We start from the raw sequence: 16175 nt of genomic DNA, 5'->3' as shown, positions 1-16175 counted from the left end.
ATGTCATAATTAAGGAGCTTATTCCCGCTATCCGCTATATCTTTTATGCTCTCGTTAAAGAAACGAGACCATAAAAGGATGCCGCTTCTATCGGGGCTAGGGCATTAGTTTTCATTAGAACTTTTGTCTTTCTCCAACCAGAATAATTTTTAATTAAATACTGAATTAAGTAAATTAGCATTTTTCTAAATCCAAAAAATGGAAAATTACAGTATCATTATATTTATACTTGCCATCGTAATCGGTTTATCTGCCTTTGCTGATAAAGCAAAACTTCCCTACCCTATTCTTCTTGTAATTGTTGGAATCGCCATTGGTTTTATTCCAACCATGACCGAAATCCAGATTAATCCCGAAATTATCTTTTTGATATTTCTGCCGCCATTATTATATGATGCTTCTTTTAATATTTCTCCAAAGGATTTTAAAACCAATCTCAACACCATCAGCACGCTGGCGATAACTTTAGTTTTTCTTACCACATTTTGGATTGCCGTAGTAGCTCATTATATGATCCCGAATATAACCTGGCCGCTGGCATTTGTACTCGGAGCAATCCTTTCTGCAACCGACGCCGTTGCTGCTGTAAGCATTACCAAAGGACTCGGAATATCTCATAAAACCATTACAATACTTGAAGGCGAAAGTTTAATAAACGATGCCTCTGCCCTTGTTGCCTATCGTTTTGCTGTTGCAGCCGTAATGGGATCTGCTTTTGTAATCTGGAAAGCAACACTGCAGTTTATTTTTTTATTAGGAGGTGGTTTTCTGGTAGGAATGATAATAGCAAAAATCCTAGCCTTTATATTAAGTAAAGTACATAAAAATACCAATGTCACGATTAGCTTTATGCTGTTAATGCCGTTTGTAGCCTACTTGGTAGCCGAACAATTCCATGTTTCAGGCGTAATTGCAGTAGTAGTTTCCGGATTGGCAATTGCCCGTTTCAGCAAAAAAATATTCCCCGAAAATTTAAAAAACAGTTCCCGAAGCCTTTGGGACATTATCATCTTTCTATTAAACGGATTAATCTTTATTCTAATTGGTCTTAATTTCAGGTATCTATTAAAAGATATTGATAACCACATGATTCTCCCTTATATTGGTTATGCTTTTATCATTACAATTGTAGCTTTGCTAATTAGGATGGTTAGAGTATTTCTCCAAAAAATTAATCTTCAAAAAGCATTTCAAAAAAACCGAGGCGGAAAAAGAAAAGTTAGTGAAGATGCGCTTTTAGACTTTAACAACAGTATTATTTTAGGCTGGTCCGGAATGCGCGGTATTGTATCTCTTGCCATTGCTATTGGACTTCCAAAATTCCTTGAAGACGGCACTCCGTTTCCCGAAAGAAATACAATTATTTTTATTTCTGTAGCAGTCGTACTTTTTACGCTTATTGGCCAAGGACTTACACTTCCGTGGATTGTTAAACGGTTAAATACTAAAAGTGAAAAAGAACAAAAACTAGAAGAAAATTTAAAATAAAAATAAAATACGGCTTCAAAATACAATACTATTTTACCTACATTAGCTTCGTTAACTTTAACCAAAAACTTCTAATGAAAAAAGTAGTATTACTGGCGATTGCCTTTATTTTCTTTTCTAATTCTTACGCCCAAAAAACCGAATTGAGAGTTTCTTTAGATTCAGGACTTTCTGCTTTTGGAGGAAAAAGTGCAGAATCATCTTCTTTTATTTTAGATTCTGAAACCATAGGTTATGGATATACCAATAATCCTTACGGATCAAAAAATGTACTCTCATACGGAGTTTCATTAAATCTAAAAAGAATAACCAAAGTTAATTTTATATACGGTATAGGAGCTGGTTACGAAGATCTGCGTAGCAAAACTTCCCTAACATCTGTATTTAAATATGAAGAAGCTGTTGCTATTCCCGTTTCTGGCGAAACTTTCATGAATGTTAACACCATCAACATAAACCCATTTGCCGGATATCGTTTTAATGCAGACAAATTTCCTATTGATTTAGTGGCCGGTTTTGATATTGCAAATATCCTTAGTGCCAAAGAAAAAGGAGATGCAGTTGATGCTTCCGGAAATAAATATACTACGTCCAGAGACAGAAAAACAATAAGTACAGATTTTCGCCCAAGAATTCAAATTTCAACAGATTATAAAAAATTTGGTGTTTATCTGGGTTATTCTTTCGGATTAAAAAATTATCTGGACGGATATGTTGGCGGTACAAACGAAGCTTATTCAAAAATTTTCAGATTTGGAGTAACATACCAAGTACTTTAAAAACAATTAAAGATTCTACAAAATGAAAAATAGCATTGCAATTTATGGCGCTTACGGACACACGGGAAAATTTATTGTTGCTGAACTTTCCAGAAAAGGATATCAATTAATTCTTTCCGGAAGAGATGAAGAAAACCTCCAGCAATTAAAAAAACAATATCCAAATTCGACAATAAAAGCCGCAGATATTAGTGATGCAACAAGTTTAGACAATGCTTTTTCTGAATCTGAAATTATTATAAATTGTGCAGGTCCGTTTTTAGATACTGCCGAACCTATCATTGAATCTGCTTTAAGATTAGGTATTCATTATATTGATTTAAGTGCCGAGCAAAAAGCTGTTTTAGATGTATTTGAAAATTATGCTGAAAAAGCCAAAGGTAAAATTTTAATAATTCCTGCCGTTGCATTTTATGGCGGTTTAGGAGATTTATTGAGTACGGCAGTAACGCAAGATTGGGACAAAATTGACGAAATAAACATTTATATTGGTCTTGATTCCTGGTATCCCACAAAAGGAACCAGATTAACGGGCGACAGAAATCATTACACCAGATTAACATTAAAAAACAATCAATTACAAGAACTGGAACCAAGTGTTCCAATTGACTGGAATTTCCAAAACCCAATTGGAATTAAACAAGTTGTGAGTCTTCCTCTCTCTGAAATTATTACCATTTCACGTCATTTAAATGTAAATACGATCAATACTTATTTAAGTCAAAATTCTTTAGACGATCTTAGAAATAAAGATACTCCTGAACCTGAACCTACTGACGAAAAGAACAGATCTTCACAGCATTTTTCTTTAGAAGTTGTTGCCACAAAAGATAATCTCAAAAGAAAAATTACGACACAAGGACAAGATATTTATGCCGTAACTTCACCTTTAGTCGTAGAAACGGTAAACAGAATACTATCTGACAAAACAGCAAAAACTGGTGTTACCGTTGTTGGAGAAATTTTTGACGCTGCAGATTTTTTAAAGTCTTTAAATGAAGATGACATCACAATTTCGGCTATAGAAGAATCTCATTTATAATTTTTCATTAGAAAAAAGTATCCGTAAAGTCCTGTAAACACAAGAGTTTTTAATTATTTTCAAATTTATTTCAAAAAAAATAAAATATTTTGTCCAATTCCGAAAGTTCGATTGTTATTAGAGTATAACATTAAAACTTTATACAAAATGGAAACAAGAATTAACATTCACGAAAAAGGACAAGACGCATTAAAAACACTTTACGGAATTGGTGGCTATTTAAAAAAATCAACTTTAGAATCAGCTCTTTTAGAATTAGTTTTATTTAGGGTTTCACAGATTAACAGCTGTGCTTATTGCTTAGATATGCATTATAAAGATGCACGCCATAAAGGAGAAACAGAACAACGTTTATACGGATTAAGTGCATGGAGAGAAACCTCATATTACACAAATCGCGAAAGAGCTGCTTTTGCCTGGGCCGAAGCTGTAACAAAATGCGACGTGCCAGATTCTGTTTATAAAGAAGCTGCAAGCGAATTTAACGAACAGGAATTAATTGATTTAACCTTGGCAATTACAAACATTAACACTTGGAACCGCATCAACCTTGCATTTCCTAACGAACCGGGAACTTACAAAGTTGGACAGTTCGGTTAATCAAAATAATTATCGCATAAAAATATTGAAATTAAAAAAATAATATCATGAACGAATTTGTATTAATATTTAGAAGAGATTATATCACTAAAGAAACGCAGCCTTCTCCGCAGGAATTGCAGGATTCACTTAAACTTTGGCAGGATTGGCTGGGCGGAATTGCGGCTCAGGATAAGCTTGCAAAACCTTTACAACGCTGGGATGGCGAAGGTAAAATTGTAAAATCGAACAAAAGTGTAATCAACGGACCGTATGCAGAAATTAAAGAAGCAATTGGCGGTTTGATTATGATAAAAGCGGCAGATTATGATGAAGCTGTAAGTATTGCAAACGGATGTCCGATTTTAGAATTGGGCGGAAATGTAGAAATTAGAATGGCCGTAACCGGAGCATAATAATCTTAAAAATAACTTCTTATCCTTTTAAAAAGGAATTTTATAAAATGGAAGAAAGTCAGCTTTTACCGAATTTATTTAGAACAGAGTACCGAAAAATAGTTTCGGTACTCTGTTATTTATTCGGAATTGAAAATATCGAAATCGCCGAAGATATTACCAGCGATACTTTTCTCGCCGCAACAGAATTATGGAGTTTAAAAGGAATTCCGGAAAACCCAACGGCATGGCTTTATACCGTTGCAAAAAACAAAACAAAAAATTACTTAAAACGTGATACACTCTTCGAACAAAAAATTGCGGTCGAAGTAAAACACAATGCTAATAAGTCTGAAGAAATTGAAATTGATTTATCCAATAAAAATATCTTTGACAGTCAGTTAGCCATGATTTTTACAGTTTGCGATCCCATAAATTCTGCCGAAGCCCAAATTGCATTGGCACTCAACCTATTATGCGGATTTGGAATTCAGGAAATTGCAGACGGATTTTTAACCAATAAAGAAGTCATTTACAAAAGAATTAACCGCGCCAAAGAAAAACTGAAAGAAGCCAATGTAAAAATTGAGCAGCCCAGCAATTCTGAAATAAACAACAGACTCGAAAATGTCTTAACAACCCTGTATTTATTATTTTCAGAAGGTTATTATTCGACTTCACAAAATACAATTTTAAGAAAAGACGTTTGTGCCGAAGCCATGCGATTGACTTTTTTATTAATCGAAAATCCTTCAACAAACCTGCCACCAGTAAACGCATTACTTTCCTTAATGTGTTTTCATTCTTCAAGATTTGATGCCAGAACAAACAGCGATGGAGAAACGGTTTTATATCAAAATCAGGATGAAACACTCTGGAATCAGGAACTTATAGAAAAAGGCACTTATTTTCTCGGTAAAGCATCAACCGGAAATACACTTACGAAATACCATCTTGAAGCCGGAATCGCGTATTGGCATACTCAAAAAGAAGATTCTGCCCAAAAATGGGAAAACATATTACAACTTTATAACCAATTATTAATTCTCGAATATTCGCCAATTGCAGCGCTCAACCGCACATTTGCCTTAGCCAAAACAAACGGAAAACAGACTGCCATTATTGAAGCAGAGAAATTACAATTAATCGATAATCATTTTTATTACTCTTTATTAGGGAACTTATATACACATATTGACAATAAAAAAGCACTCGAACATTTCGAAAAAGCTTTGCAGCTTGCCAGTTCCGTTTCTGATAAAAACATCATAAAACAAAACATCGATATACTCAAAATATAGATTAATCTCAAATTTACTTTCTCAGTTCCATTCAGTTTTTATTTGTAATTTAGATTTCTTAAAATGTATGTTCAAAAAACAATTTCAGTACAGCATTTAAAAAATTATTAAATTACAAATACAAAAATGGCTTCATTTATTAAAGAAATCTCTTTTCGCTGGTCAGATCTTGACCCAAATTTTCACGTTCGTCATAGTGCTTATTACGATTTTGGTGCACAGCATCGTATCGAAATTCTCGAAGAACTTGGCTTGACATTAAAAGTAATGCAAACGCAGGGTTTTGGTCCGGTTTTATTTAGAGAAGAATGTGTTTTTAGAAAAGAATTAAAACTTTCAGACAAAATATTTATTCATACCAAAACATCAAAAATGAAAGCAGATGCTTCGCGCTGGTCCATTATTCACGAATTTAGACGAGAAGATGACACACTTTGCGCCACCATTACAGTCGACGGTGCATGGATGGATACCAAACTTAGAAAACTGGCTTCTCCAACTCCCGAAATTGCAATTCAGGCATTAAGTATTTTCCCAAAAAGTGATGATTTTGTTGGATTGTAAAACACAAAACAAATGAAATATTCTATAGCGTTTTTAATTTTTCTGGCTGTTTTTACAAGCTGTGAATCGCATAAATCCAAAAAGGAAATCGCAACTCCAAAAGAAACTGTTACGGCTTATTTAGCTGCAACAAATCATTTTGATTTTAAAGCTGCGAAAGAATTCGTGATTCTTAATAAAGAGAATTTAATGAATTTAGAAACCCTTAAAAAGATGGAAAAAAGTATTCCGGATGATCAAAAAGCAAGATTTCTGGATAAAGAAAAAGACGCTCAATATTTCGAAAAAGAAATTACAGATTCGACTGCCCAAATAGTTGTTTCTCCAAATCAGGATATTGCTATGCCAATAGAATTTAACCTGAAAAAAGTAGACAAAAAATGGTTAATCGAATCTGTAATTTTACATTAATACAAAAATTCTCAAAGCTATGATCGATTACTTAAAAGACTTTAGAATAGGAATTTTTATTGCTATTATAGCCATCACAACCATAATTTTAGGTTCCATAACAGACAAAGTACTTCGTTATTTTTTATACCGAAAATTAAGCGATAAGGAATATGATGTAACCGGATTTAAGTTTCTAAAACATTTTATTATTACTGTAATTTATATTTTGGGATTTGCTTTTGCCTTAATTCAAATTCCTGAATTTAAAATCATCGGGCATTCCTTTTTAGCTGGTGCCGGCGTAATTTCTCTAGTTGCAGGTTTAGCTTCGCAACAGGCTTTGAGTAATATTGTGAGCGGAATATTTCTGGTGATTTTTAAACCTTTCAGAATCAATGATAAAATCACCATAAATAATTTTGTCGGCACAGTTGAAGACATCAATTTGAGACAAGTTGTTTTAAAAGATGCAGAAAACAACAGAATTATAATTCCAAACTCCGTTATCAGCAATCAGATTATTGTCAATACCAATATGCACGATACCAAATGCTGTAAAATAATCGAAATAGGAATTGGATACGAATCAAATGTTGAAAAAGCATTAGAAATAATGCAGGATGAAATTGCCAAACATCCGCTTTTTATTGACACCAGAACCGCCGAAAATAAAAAACAAAAAACGCCTTTGGTCGTAGCAAGAGTTGTCGCTTTGGCCGATTCTAGCGTAACATTAAAAGCCTGGGCTTGGGCAAAAAACTCTACAGACGGTTTTGTAATGTATTGCGATTTACTGCAAAGTATCAAAAAACGTTTTGACGAAGCAGAAATTGATATTCCGTATCCGCAAAGAGTTGTAACACTTAAAAAATAGTTTATAAACGACACTTCTCTCTTTTTTCTGATAATTTTAAGACTTTAATTTTTGCTTTTCAAAATGCATAGCGGTAAATTTATAATTCTTAATAAAAATGCATCAGAATGAAAATTATAAAACTCATCATATTAGTATTACCCTTATTTTGTTTTTCGCAAGAAGAAAAAATAAAGGCCTTAGATATCAATTTAAGCAATTATGACTATCCGTTTCCAATTCAGTTTTTAGAATTGAATAATCAGCGCCAAAATTTAAAAATGGCGTATATGGATATTAAACCAGACAACTACAATAACAAAAACATTGTTTTACTTCACGGAAAAAATTTCAACGGCGCTTATTGGGAAACTACAATAAAAGCTTTGACGGCAGCAGGTTTCCGAGTTATTGTTCCGGATCAGATTGGTTTTGGGAAATCATCAAAACCAGAAAATTATCAATACTCATTTCAGCAATTTGCCGAAAATACCAAGAAATTACTGGATCATTTAGGCATTACAAAAACAACGATTGTAGGACATTCTATGGGCGGAATGTTAGCTACAAGATTTACTTTGATGTATCCTGAAACTGCCGAAAAATTAGTTCTCGAAAACCCAATTGGTTTAGAAGACTGGAAACTTGTCGTTCCTTACAAACCAGTCGATTGGTGGTATGAATCTGAATTAAAACAAAATTATCAGGCTATCAAAAAATACCAAATGGAAAATTATTACGACGGAAAATGGAATCCCGATTATCAAAAATGGGCCGAACTTTCTGCCGGCTGGACTTCTGCTCCGGATTATAATAAAGTGGCCTGGAACTCTGCTTTAATGTACGATATGATTTTTACACAGCCTGTTTTATACGAATTCAAAAACATCAAAAGCCCGACGCTTTTAATCATCGGAACAAGAGATAAAACTGCAATAGGAAAACCTTTAGTTTCTGAAGAAATTCGGAAAACAATGGGAAATTATGCTGAGCTTGGTAAAAAAACTCAAAAAGCAATTCCGAATTCAAAATTGGTTGAAGTTCCAAATACCGGACATTTACCACACATAGAATCTTTCGATCAATTTATAAAACCATTAATCGTATTTTTGAAATAATATATTTTAATATATTTTTGGTTTGCCACAAATTATATTTTTATTCGCCACGAATTTCACTAATTTACACTAATTAATTTGAGCGCAGCGTAAATAAAAAATTCGTGAAAATTAGTGTAATTCGTGGCAGACAATAACTATCTAATAATCTAAAAATTAAATAATATGTTTACAATAGACCAAATCAAAGAAGCACATGCTAAAGTAAAAAGCGGCGCCGATTTTCCAAATTATATACAAGACTTAATTATTCTGGGCGTAAAAGGTTATGACACTTTTGTGAATGACGGACACGTTGAATATTATGGTGTTAATGGTTATTCTGTTACATCTGATGAAAAATACAATCCAATTTCAATTGCCGTAAGTGTAAACAAAGAGCTTTTTATCGAGTTTTTGGTAAAACACCAGCAAGGAGAAACAGATTACCTTACTTTTTGTAATCATGCCGGACAATGTGGAATTGCAAAATGGAGAGTTGATATTATCGAAATGACCTGCACTTATTTTGACAGCGCAGAAAACGAAATTTTAATTGAAAAAATTCCAGGTTAATCTAAAAAAATCGATGGCAAATTTAAATCCAATTTATTCGCTGATTAAAAAAGCTGTTTTAGTATTGCTTTTTTTAGCAAGTTTTTCAGGCTTTTCTCAGCATAAAAAAGAAAAATCAAAGTTTAAAGTAATTGCTTTTTACACCGCAAAAAACGATCAGGCACACATCAGTTTTGTGCATGAAGCTAATAAATGGTTCCCAAAAGCAGCCGAAGAAAATCATTTTGTTTACGACTCTACAGATAACTGGAACAATCTAAACGCAAAATTTTTAGCCAATTATCAAGTTGTTTTATTTTTAGATACAAGGCCAGAAACTCCAGAACAGCGTGAAGCTTTTCAAAAATATATGGAAAACGGCGGCGGTTTCATGGGATTTCATTTTTCGGCCTTTGCTTTAAACAATTCGAGTTATCCTCAAAATTGGGATTGGTATCATAATACCTTTTTAGGTTCGGGAGAATACGGAAGTAATACATGGCGCCCGACATCGGCAGTTTTAAGAGTTGAAAACCAGCATCCGGCAGTCAAAAATCTGCCTAAAACATTTACGTCTGCACCAAACGAATGGTACAGATGGAGCAAGGATCTTAGAAAAAATCCGGACATAAAAATTCTTCTTGCAATTGACGAAAGCAGTTTTCCTTTAGGAACCGGACCAAAAGCGCATGAAATTTGGCATGAAGGTTATTACCCAGTAGTTTGGACAAACAAAAACTACAAAATGCTGTATGTCAATATGGGACATAATGATATTGATTATGAAGGCGGAACCAACAAAACGCTTTCGTACACTTTTGAAAATAAAAACGAAAGCAAATTCATTCTTGATGCATTGCTTTGGTTAGGAACTTCTAAAAAATAAATGGATTAAAAATGTCTAAACTTTCACCCATTATAAACGCTGAAGAATTAGTAAAACTTAATTCCTCAGAAATTATTTTAATCGATGCCAGAGCAGGAATTAATGCAGAGGAAAACTTCAAGGCAGAACATTTAAAAGGTGCTCGTTATGTCGATTTAAACAAAGATTTAGCAACAGTCGACTGCAATCCGAAAAATGGTGGAAGACATCCGCTTCCATCTTTAGAAAAATTTTCAGAAGTACTTTCAAAAACAGGAATTTCACCAGAAACTCATGTTGTCATTTATGATGATAAAAATGGCTCAAATGCCGCTGCGAGATTTTGGTGGATGCTAAAAGCCGTAAATCATGAAAAAGTTCAGGTTTTAAATGGAGGTTTACAAGAAGCTATAAAAGCTGGTTTTCCTATAAGTTCAGAAATAGAAAATTTTGAAAAAACAGAAAATTATCCAATTTCAAAATGGAATTTAAAAACGGCTGCTATTGAAGAAGTCGAAAAAGCCCGAAATAACAGCGAAAATATCGTAATCGATGTAAGGGATAAAAATCGTTTTGATGGGCTTACAGAACCTTTAGATTTAATCGCCGGACATATTCCCGGAGCGGTAAATGTTCCGTTTAGTGAAAATCTGGACGAAAACGGGCTTTTCAAATCTCCTCAAGTTTTAGCTGAAAAATATACTGAAGTTTTAAATAATAAAACGTCAGAAAATGTAATTGTTCATTGCGGTTCGGGCGTTACGGCTTGTCATACTTTATTAGCTTTGAATTATGCAGGAATTGAAATTCCAAAACTTTACGTAGGTTCCTGGAGCGAATGGTCAAGAAATGACCGCGAAATGGCAACTAAACAATCAGAATAAATTATTTTTTTTGCCACAGATTAAAAGGATTAAAAAGATTAATCATTTAAATCTGTGCAATCTGTGGCAAAAAAATAATACAATCAATAAACAAAATACCACAATGCAACATTGGGATATACTTTTATCTAATCAGGTAAATAAAAAAGCATTCATAGACAGTTTACTTAACGGAGAAGCAAAAGGAGAATTAGCCGTTTTTAATACTCAAAAAGGGATTTTATTCTCAGACATTGCAATTGAAAAATTCATCGAAAAAGAATACCAATACGACAGCGTAGAAGCATCTCCTGAATCACACAGACAATTACGCACATTTTCATCTGGAGAACGTAAAAAAGAATTTTTAAAATACTGCATTAATCAAAAACCGGATTTTATCATTTTCGATAATCCGTTTGATCATTTGGATCAGGCTTCGAGAGTAATTTTAGCCGATTCGTTAAAAGATTTAACTACCGAAATCGCTATTATACAGCTGCTAAATCGTGTTGTTGATGTTTTGGCGTTTGTTCCAAATAAAGCACAGATAAACGATAATAAATTTGAATTACATCCCATTTCAAAAACCGAAAGTCATTTTAAAACTTTAAATACAGCGGCAATTCCAAAAGCAATTGAACCGCATTTTTTCCACGAAAGTGTATTAATAAAACTGGAAAATGTTTCGGTTAGTTATGACGAAAGAAAAATTCTTGACAACATTTCATGGACTATTAAACAAGGCGAATTCTGGCAGTTAATTGGCCCGAACGGTTCCGGAAAAAGCACGATTTTATCTTTAATTACAGGCGATAATCCAAAAGGATTTGGTCAGGATTTATATTTATTCGGAACAAAAAAAGGAAGCGGAGAAAGCGTTTGGGACATTAAAAAACAAATCGGAATCTTCACAACGTCAATGACGGATTTATTTCAAAAAGGACACACTTTGGAAGAAATGATTCTCTCCGGTTTTTTCGATTCCATCGGGCTTTATATCGAGCCAACAACGCATCAAAAACAAATTGTTTCGCAATGGCTTGAAGTTATCGAAATGACGCATTTAAGAAAAAAACGTTTCATTGATCTTTCTATCGGTCAGCAAAGAGTAGCTTTGATTGTTCGTGCCGTTTTAAAACATCCGCCTTTATTAATTTTAGACGAACCTGTAGAAGGTCTGGACGACGAAAATGTAGATTTGGTAATTCAGCTTATCAACACCATAAAACAAGAAACAAACGTTACAATTTTATACGTTTCTCACCGAATCGAACAAGGCCTCGCTCCTACTTCTGTTTTCGAACTTCTAACAAACCCAACGGGATCAATCGGCAAAATAAAATATCATTCAGAATTAAATTAAAAAAGATTGCCAATAGCATTATAGCACAAAGTATATATGTAGAGGCGCACTGCAGTGCGTCTCCGCAACGAATATCCACAATACGTTAGACGCACTGCAGTGCGCCTCTACAGAAAATTGGAACGATATAAAATTATAGCAAAACAAAAAAGCTCCCAAAAGGAGCTTTTTATTTATTTTCGCTAAAGAAATTATCTAATTTTCTAATTGACAAATTATCTAATTAATTCTCCTCATCTTCCGTATTATGTGACTTCACATACGTGCGCCATTTTTCAATACAATCCTGAAAATCCTGCGGTAACTCTGTATCAAAACGCATCATTTCGCCCGTATTTGGGTGAACGAATCCAAGCGTTTTAGCATGCAGCGCCTGACGCGGCAATGCTTTAAAACAATTCTCTATAAACTGTTTGTATTTTGTAAACGTAGTTCCTTTTAAAATCAAATGTCCGCCGTAACGTTCGTCATTAAATAACGGATGTCCGATATGTTTCATGTGCGCACGAATTTGGTGTGTTCTTCCAGTTTCCAGTTTGCAGGAAATCAAAGTCACATAACCAAAACGCTCTAAAACTTTATAATGTGTAATTGCCGGTTTACCTATTTCTGGATCAGCAAAAACCGCCATTTGCATGCGGTCTTTTAAATGTCTGGCAAGGTTTCCTTCAATTGTTCCGCTTTCTGCAGCAACATTTCCCCACACAAGGGCAATATATTCACGTTCTGTAGTTTTAGCTTCAAATTGTTTTGCCAAATGCGTCATTGCCGCTTCTGTTTTGGCAACAACCAAAAGTCCAGAAGTATCTTTATCAATTCTATGCACTAAACCAGGACGCTCACTGCTGTTCATTGGCAGATTATCAAAATGATGTGCCAAAGCATTTACAAGAGTTCCCGTATAATTTCCGTGACCCGGATGCACCACCATTCCCGGCTCTTTATTGATTAATAAAAAGGCGTCATCTTCATACACAATATTAATCGGAAGATCTTCCGGCAGAATATGGTTTTCATACGGCGGATGCGATAACATAACCGTAATCACATCAAAAGGTTTTACTTTATAGTTTGATTTTACCGGAATATCATTTACAAAAATATTTCCGTCAGATGCTGCGTTCTGAATTTTGTTACGCGTAGCATTCTGAATCAAATTCAGCAAATATTTATCAATACGTAAAAACGCCTGACCTTTTGGTACTTCAAATCTGTAATGTTCGAATAATTCGTCTTCCAGATCTAAATTTTCTTCAATATTATTGTTCATCTTTTGGGGTTTCTTCAGGCACTGCTGTACTATCTGCTGCCTGACTGTCATCTACATAACTCGCTTTTCCGTCACCTAAAACCAAATCAATTTTAGACGCTTTCAAAACACGGTCTCCTACTTTTAAATTTCTGCCTTTTAAACGCATTTCCAAAACCATATCTTTTCCAAGATTCGGAATATAAGTAATTGTTCCCGGCTCAAGTCCTAAAGCTTTTAAAGTTGGTACCGCTTCACGATATGTTTTTTCAATTAAATCAGGAATTTTCACAGACGAAAATCCCGAAGAATTAATTTTAATATATATTTTTCTTCCTACTTTAACTTTAGTTCCCGGCAGCGGATCCTGCTCTACAACACTATATTTCGGAAATTCACTTCGGTAATCAACACTATCCAAAAGCACATAATCTAAGTCCAGCTCGTCCAGTTTTTCTTCAACTTGTTCTTCAGTCAGCCTGGCTAAATTAGGAACAGCAATTTCGTGTCCGTGATCAGTTGTAAAAGTCAACCAATGCATAAACAAATAAACCAAAACCGCAACAATAGCAGCCGCACTTAATACCTGCAAGAAAAACACTCGGCTAGTTAAATACTTACGTAAACTCATAAATTTATTTTTAGTTGTCGCAAAGATAAAGTATTTCATTTCAAAAAAAATGATAATTTTGTTTAAAACAATAAACTCCTCAATTAGGCAGATAACCCTAGTGAATGCTGGATGTAGTTGGCACACGGATTTTACAGATGTAAACAGATTTGAAAAAAATAATTCATGAAAATTCGTGAAATTCGTGGCAAAAAACCTGAAACCTGAAACAAAGAAAACCTGAAACAAAATATAAAACAAAACATATAAATGAAAAACATTGCCATCATCATGGGCGGATATTCAAGCGAATACAAAATCTCGCTTATCAGCGGAAACGTTGTTTACCAATATCTTGACAAAACAAAATACAACGGATTCCGAATTCATATCTTCAAAGAAAAATGGGTTTATGTAGACGCAAACGACGCCGAATTCCCAATTGACAGAAATGATTTTTCTGTTACGGTAAATGGAGAAAAAATCACATTTGACTGTGTTTTCAACGCCATTCACGGAACTCCGGGCGAAGATGGATTAATGCAGGCTTATTTTGAATTATTAGGCATTCCGCAATCATCTTGCGATTATTACCAATCGGCATTGACTTTCAATAAAAGAGATTTATTATCTGTTTTAAAACCATACGGAATCAAAACCGCTATTTCTTATTACTTAAATAAAGGTGACGAAATCAATACAGCTGAAATCGTTAAAAAAGTTGGCCTGCCATGTTTCGTAAAACCAAACAAAGCGGGTTCAAGTTTTGGAATTTCAAAAGTAAAAAGCGAAGCTGAACTTCCTATCGCAATTGAAGTAGCGTATAAAGAAGACAACGAAATTATTATTGAAAGTTTCCTTGACGGAACTGAAGTTTCTGTAGGCGTAATTAATTACAAAGGAGAAGTTATCGTTTTACCAATTACCGAAATTGTATCAGACAATGATTTCTTCGATTACGAAGCTAAATACGAAGGAAAATCACAAGAAATCACACCAGCCAGAATCTCTGACGAGTTGACAAAAAAAGTGGGAGAAACAGCAAAACGTGCTTACGAAGTTTTAAAAATGAAAGGATTTTCAAGAAGCGAATTCATCATTGTAGACAACGAACCATACATGCTGGAAATGAACACAATTCCGGGTTTAACAACCGAAAGTTTGATTCCGCAGCAAGCAAAAGCAGCCGGAATTTCTCTGGAAGAATTATTTACAAATGCGATTGAGTTAGCTTTGGCATAGTTCCTAAGATACTAAGGTGCTAAGTTTCTAAGATCTTAGCACCTTTATTTTTTAATTTATACAACTGTCAGACTGAGCGAAGTCGAAGTCCTTCTCAAGAAATCTCCAAAAAACTTAGTAACTTAGAATCTCAGAACCTTAGCACCTAAAAAAATGAAAGAAATCTTCGAATGGAATAGACTATTTTTTAATGAACTGCCACAAGTTTTCCTTTTGGAAGTAATATTTCGTTCAACAGTAATGTTTACTATTTTACTGCTAACGTTAAAACTGGCCGGTAAAAGAGGTGTAAAACAATTATCGATTTTCGAAACCGTAATTATCATTGCATTAGGTTCTGCTGCCGGCGACCCAATGTTTTATGAAGATGTTGGAATTGCTCCTGCAGCCATCGTATTTTTGGTAATTATCATTCTCTATCGTTCTGTAACATGGCTTACCGGAAAAAGCAAAAAATTTGAAGAGTTTATAGAAGGCAAAACCGAATGCTTAATTAACGATGGAAAATTTTCTATAACGAGTTTTAAAAAAGAAACTTTGGCACAAGACGAATTTTTCTCAGAACTTCGCGTAAAATCAATCGAACATTTAGGACAGGTAAAACATGCCTTTATTGAGCCAAGCGGCGAAATAAGTGTATTTTTCTATGAAGAAAAAGATGTAAAATACGGTTTACCTATTTTACCAGCTTTGTTCAATAAAAAAAGTAAAATAATTTCAACAGACGGAATTTACGCCTGCACTTTCTGCGGTCATACACAAGAAGTTAAAAAAGGAACCACAAACTGCGAAATCTGTAAAAAAGATGAATGGGTTTCTGCAATAAAAACACTTAGAATAACGTAAATAAATTCCAATCCCGAAGTTTCGGGATAAATTCCAAATTCCAAAGCAAAGCTTCAACACAATTATTAAAAACTTTGAACCTTTGCAA

18 protein-coding genes are annotated in these 16175 nt (G+C 34.1%); 16 read left to right on the top strand and 2 right to left on the bottom strand.

The window, feature by feature from the left end:
• The first annotated feature begins 198 nt into the window (after positions 1-198).
• The 14 genes from NLJ00_RS14105 (at position 199) to NLJ00_RS14040 (ending at position 12140) form a co-directional block, all read left to right on the top strand.
• Positions 199-1488 carry a Na+/H+ antiporter gene (locus NLJ00_RS14105; RefSeq protein ID WP_256634201.1) on the top strand — a complete coding sequence of 430 codons (1290 nt, stop codon included), beginning with the start codon at positions 199-201 and terminating at the stop codon, positions 1486-1488.
• Positions 1489-1562: 74 nt separating this feature from the next.
• The gene (locus NLJ00_RS14100) at positions 1563-2267 is read left to right on the top strand and encodes a hypothetical protein (protein ID WP_256634200.1); all 705 of its coding nucleotides are present in this window, start codon (positions 1563-1565) and stop codon (positions 2265-2267) included.
• A gap of 22 nt (positions 2268-2289) precedes the next feature.
• Complete coding sequence (locus NLJ00_RS14095; protein WP_256634199.1) at positions 2290-3309, top strand: saccharopine dehydrogenase family protein; 1020 nt, start codon at positions 2290-2292, stop codon at positions 3307-3309.
• 147 nt (positions 3310-3456) lie between these two features.
• Positions 3457-3909 carry a carboxymuconolactone decarboxylase family protein gene (locus NLJ00_RS14090; protein ID WP_180857590.1) on the top strand — a complete coding sequence of 151 codons (453 nt, stop codon included), beginning with the start codon at positions 3457-3459 and terminating at the stop codon, positions 3907-3909.
• 47 nt (positions 3910-3956) lie between these two features.
• Complete coding sequence (locus NLJ00_RS14085; protein ID WP_180857589.1) at positions 3957-4304, top strand: YciI family protein; 348 nt, start codon at positions 3957-3959, stop codon at positions 4302-4304.
• A 47-nt stretch (positions 4305-4351) separates the two neighbouring features.
• Complete coding sequence (locus NLJ00_RS14080) at positions 4352-5584, top strand: RNA polymerase sigma factor (protein WP_256634198.1); 1233 nt, start codon at positions 4352-4354, stop codon at positions 5582-5584.
• Between the two features lie 126 nt (positions 5585-5710).
• Positions 5711-6148, top strand: coding sequence for an acyl-CoA thioesterase (locus NLJ00_RS14075; RefSeq protein ID WP_073409155.1), 438 nt, complete (start codon positions 5711-5713; stop codon positions 6146-6148).
• 12 nt (positions 6149-6160) lie between these two features.
• Positions 6161-6559 (top strand): hypothetical protein, encoded by a 399-nt coding sequence (locus NLJ00_RS14070; protein ID WP_053473515.1) that lies wholly within the window; start codon positions 6161-6163, stop codon positions 6557-6559.
• A gap of 19 nt (positions 6560-6578) precedes the next feature.
• Positions 6579-7415, top strand: coding sequence for a mechanosensitive ion channel family protein (locus NLJ00_RS14065; protein ID WP_053473516.1), 837 nt, complete (start codon positions 6579-6581; stop codon positions 7413-7415).
• A gap of 107 nt (positions 7416-7522) precedes the next feature.
• Positions 7523-8512 carry an alpha/beta fold hydrolase gene (locus NLJ00_RS14060; RefSeq protein WP_256634197.1) on the top strand — a complete coding sequence of 330 codons (990 nt, stop codon included), beginning with the start codon at positions 7523-7525 and terminating at the stop codon, positions 8510-8512.
• Between the two features lie 165 nt (positions 8513-8677).
• On the top strand, positions 8678-9067 hold the full coding sequence (locus NLJ00_RS14055; RefSeq protein ID WP_256634196.1) for a DUF1398 domain-containing protein: 390 nt from the start codon (positions 8678-8680) through the stop codon (positions 9065-9067).
• Positions 9068-9080: 13 nt separating this feature from the next.
• Complete coding sequence (locus tag NLJ00_RS14050) at positions 9081-9932, top strand: ThuA domain-containing protein (RefSeq protein ID WP_256634195.1); 852 nt, start codon at positions 9081-9083, stop codon at positions 9930-9932.
• A gap of 11 nt (positions 9933-9943) precedes the next feature.
• Positions 9944-10795: a sulfurtransferase gene (locus NLJ00_RS14045; protein WP_256634194.1), complete on the top strand. Its 852-nt coding sequence runs from the start codon at positions 9944-9946 to the stop codon at positions 10793-10795.
• A gap of 103 nt (positions 10796-10898) precedes the next feature.
• Positions 10899-12140 carry an ATP-binding cassette domain-containing protein gene (locus NLJ00_RS14040; protein WP_256634193.1) on the top strand — a complete coding sequence of 414 codons (1242 nt, stop codon included), beginning with the start codon at positions 10899-10901 and terminating at the stop codon, positions 12138-12140.
• 223 nt (positions 12141-12363) lie between these two features.
• On the opposite strand, the gene NLJ00_RS14035 is transcribed toward NLJ00_RS14040, so the two are convergent.
• Positions 12364-13410 (bottom strand): RluA family pseudouridine synthase, encoded by a 1047-nt coding sequence (locus NLJ00_RS14035; protein WP_256634192.1) that lies wholly within the window; start codon positions 13408-13410, stop codon positions 12364-12366.
• The gene (locus NLJ00_RS14030) at positions 13400-14020 is read right to left on the bottom strand and encodes a PASTA domain-containing protein (protein WP_053473522.1); all 621 of its coding nucleotides are present in this window, start codon (positions 14018-14020) and stop codon (positions 13400-13402) included. Before NLJ00_RS14030 ends, NLJ00_RS14035 begins: the two co-directional genes overlap by 11 nt.
• A 249-nt stretch (positions 14021-14269) precedes the next feature.
• Between NLJ00_RS14030 and NLJ00_RS14025 the strand changes: the two genes are divergently transcribed.
• On the top strand, positions 14270-15241 hold the full coding sequence (locus NLJ00_RS14025; RefSeq protein WP_256634191.1) for a D-alanine--D-alanine ligase: 972 nt from the start codon (positions 14270-14272) through the stop codon (positions 15239-15241).
• Positions 15242-15394: 153 nt separating this feature from the next.
• The gene (locus NLJ00_RS14020) at positions 15395-16087 is read left to right on the top strand and encodes a DUF421 domain-containing protein (RefSeq protein WP_053473524.1); all 693 of its coding nucleotides are present in this window, start codon (positions 15395-15397) and stop codon (positions 16085-16087) included.
• Positions 16088-16175: the final 88 nt, after the last annotated feature.

This window comes from Flavobacterium panici (assembly GCF_024499525.1).
GTDB lineage: Bacteria > Bacteroidota > Bacteroidia > Flavobacteriales > Flavobacteriaceae > Flavobacterium > Flavobacterium panici.
This window is presented reverse-complemented; position numbering and strand designations above follow the sequence as displayed.

Coding starts and splice junctions, on each gene's coding strand:
- NLJ00_RS14095 (WP_256634199.1), top strand. CDS start 2,290: ATGAAAAATAGCATTGCAATTTATGGCGCTTACGGACACACGGGAAAA.
- NLJ00_RS14035 (WP_256634192.1), bottom strand. CDS start 13,410: ATGAACAATAATATTGAAGAAAATTTAGATCTGGAAGACGAATTATTC.
- NLJ00_RS14075 (WP_073409155.1), top strand. CDS start 5,711: ATGGCTTCATTTATTAAAGAAATCTCTTTTCGCTGGTCAGATCTTGAC.
- NLJ00_RS14050 (WP_256634195.1), top strand. CDS start 9,081: ATGGCAAATTTAAATCCAATTTATTCGCTGATTAAAAAAGCTGTTTTA.
- NLJ00_RS14080 (WP_256634198.1), top strand. CDS start 4,352: ATGGAAGAAAGTCAGCTTTTACCGAATTTATTTAGAACAGAGTACCGA.
- NLJ00_RS14060 (WP_256634197.1), top strand. CDS start 7,523: ATGAAAATTATAAAACTCATCATATTAGTATTACCCTTATTTTGTTTT.
- NLJ00_RS14090 (WP_180857590.1), top strand. CDS start 3,457: ATGGAAACAAGAATTAACATTCACGAAAAAGGACAAGACGCATTAAAA.
- NLJ00_RS14020 (WP_053473524.1), top strand. CDS start 15,395: ATGAAAGAAATCTTCGAATGGAATAGACTATTTTTTAATGAACTGCCA.
- NLJ00_RS14040 (WP_256634193.1), top strand. CDS start 10,899: ATGCAACATTGGGATATACTTTTATCTAATCAGGTAAATAAAAAAGCA.
- NLJ00_RS14065 (WP_053473516.1), top strand. CDS start 6,579: ATGATCGATTACTTAAAAGACTTTAGAATAGGAATTTTTATTGCTATT.
- NLJ00_RS14105 (WP_256634201.1), top strand. CDS start 199: ATGGAAAATTACAGTATCATTATATTTATACTTGCCATCGTAATCGGT.
- NLJ00_RS14025 (WP_256634191.1), top strand. CDS start 14,270: ATGAAAAACATTGCCATCATCATGGGCGGATATTCAAGCGAATACAAA.
- NLJ00_RS14030 (WP_053473522.1), bottom strand. CDS start 14,020: ATGAGTTTACGTAAGTATTTAACTAGCCGAGTGTTTTTCTTGCAGGTA.
- NLJ00_RS14045 (WP_256634194.1), top strand. CDS start 9,944: ATGTCTAAACTTTCACCCATTATAAACGCTGAAGAATTAGTAAAACTT.
- NLJ00_RS14070 (WP_053473515.1), top strand. CDS start 6,161: ATGAAATATTCTATAGCGTTTTTAATTTTTCTGGCTGTTTTTACAAGC.
- NLJ00_RS14055 (WP_256634196.1), top strand. CDS start 8,678: ATGTTTACAATAGACCAAATCAAAGAAGCACATGCTAAAGTAAAAAGC.
- NLJ00_RS14100 (WP_256634200.1), top strand. CDS start 1,563: ATGAAAAAAGTAGTATTACTGGCGATTGCCTTTATTTTCTTTTCTAAT.
- NLJ00_RS14085 (WP_180857589.1), top strand. CDS start 3,957: ATGAACGAATTTGTATTAATATTTAGAAGAGATTATATCACTAAAGAA.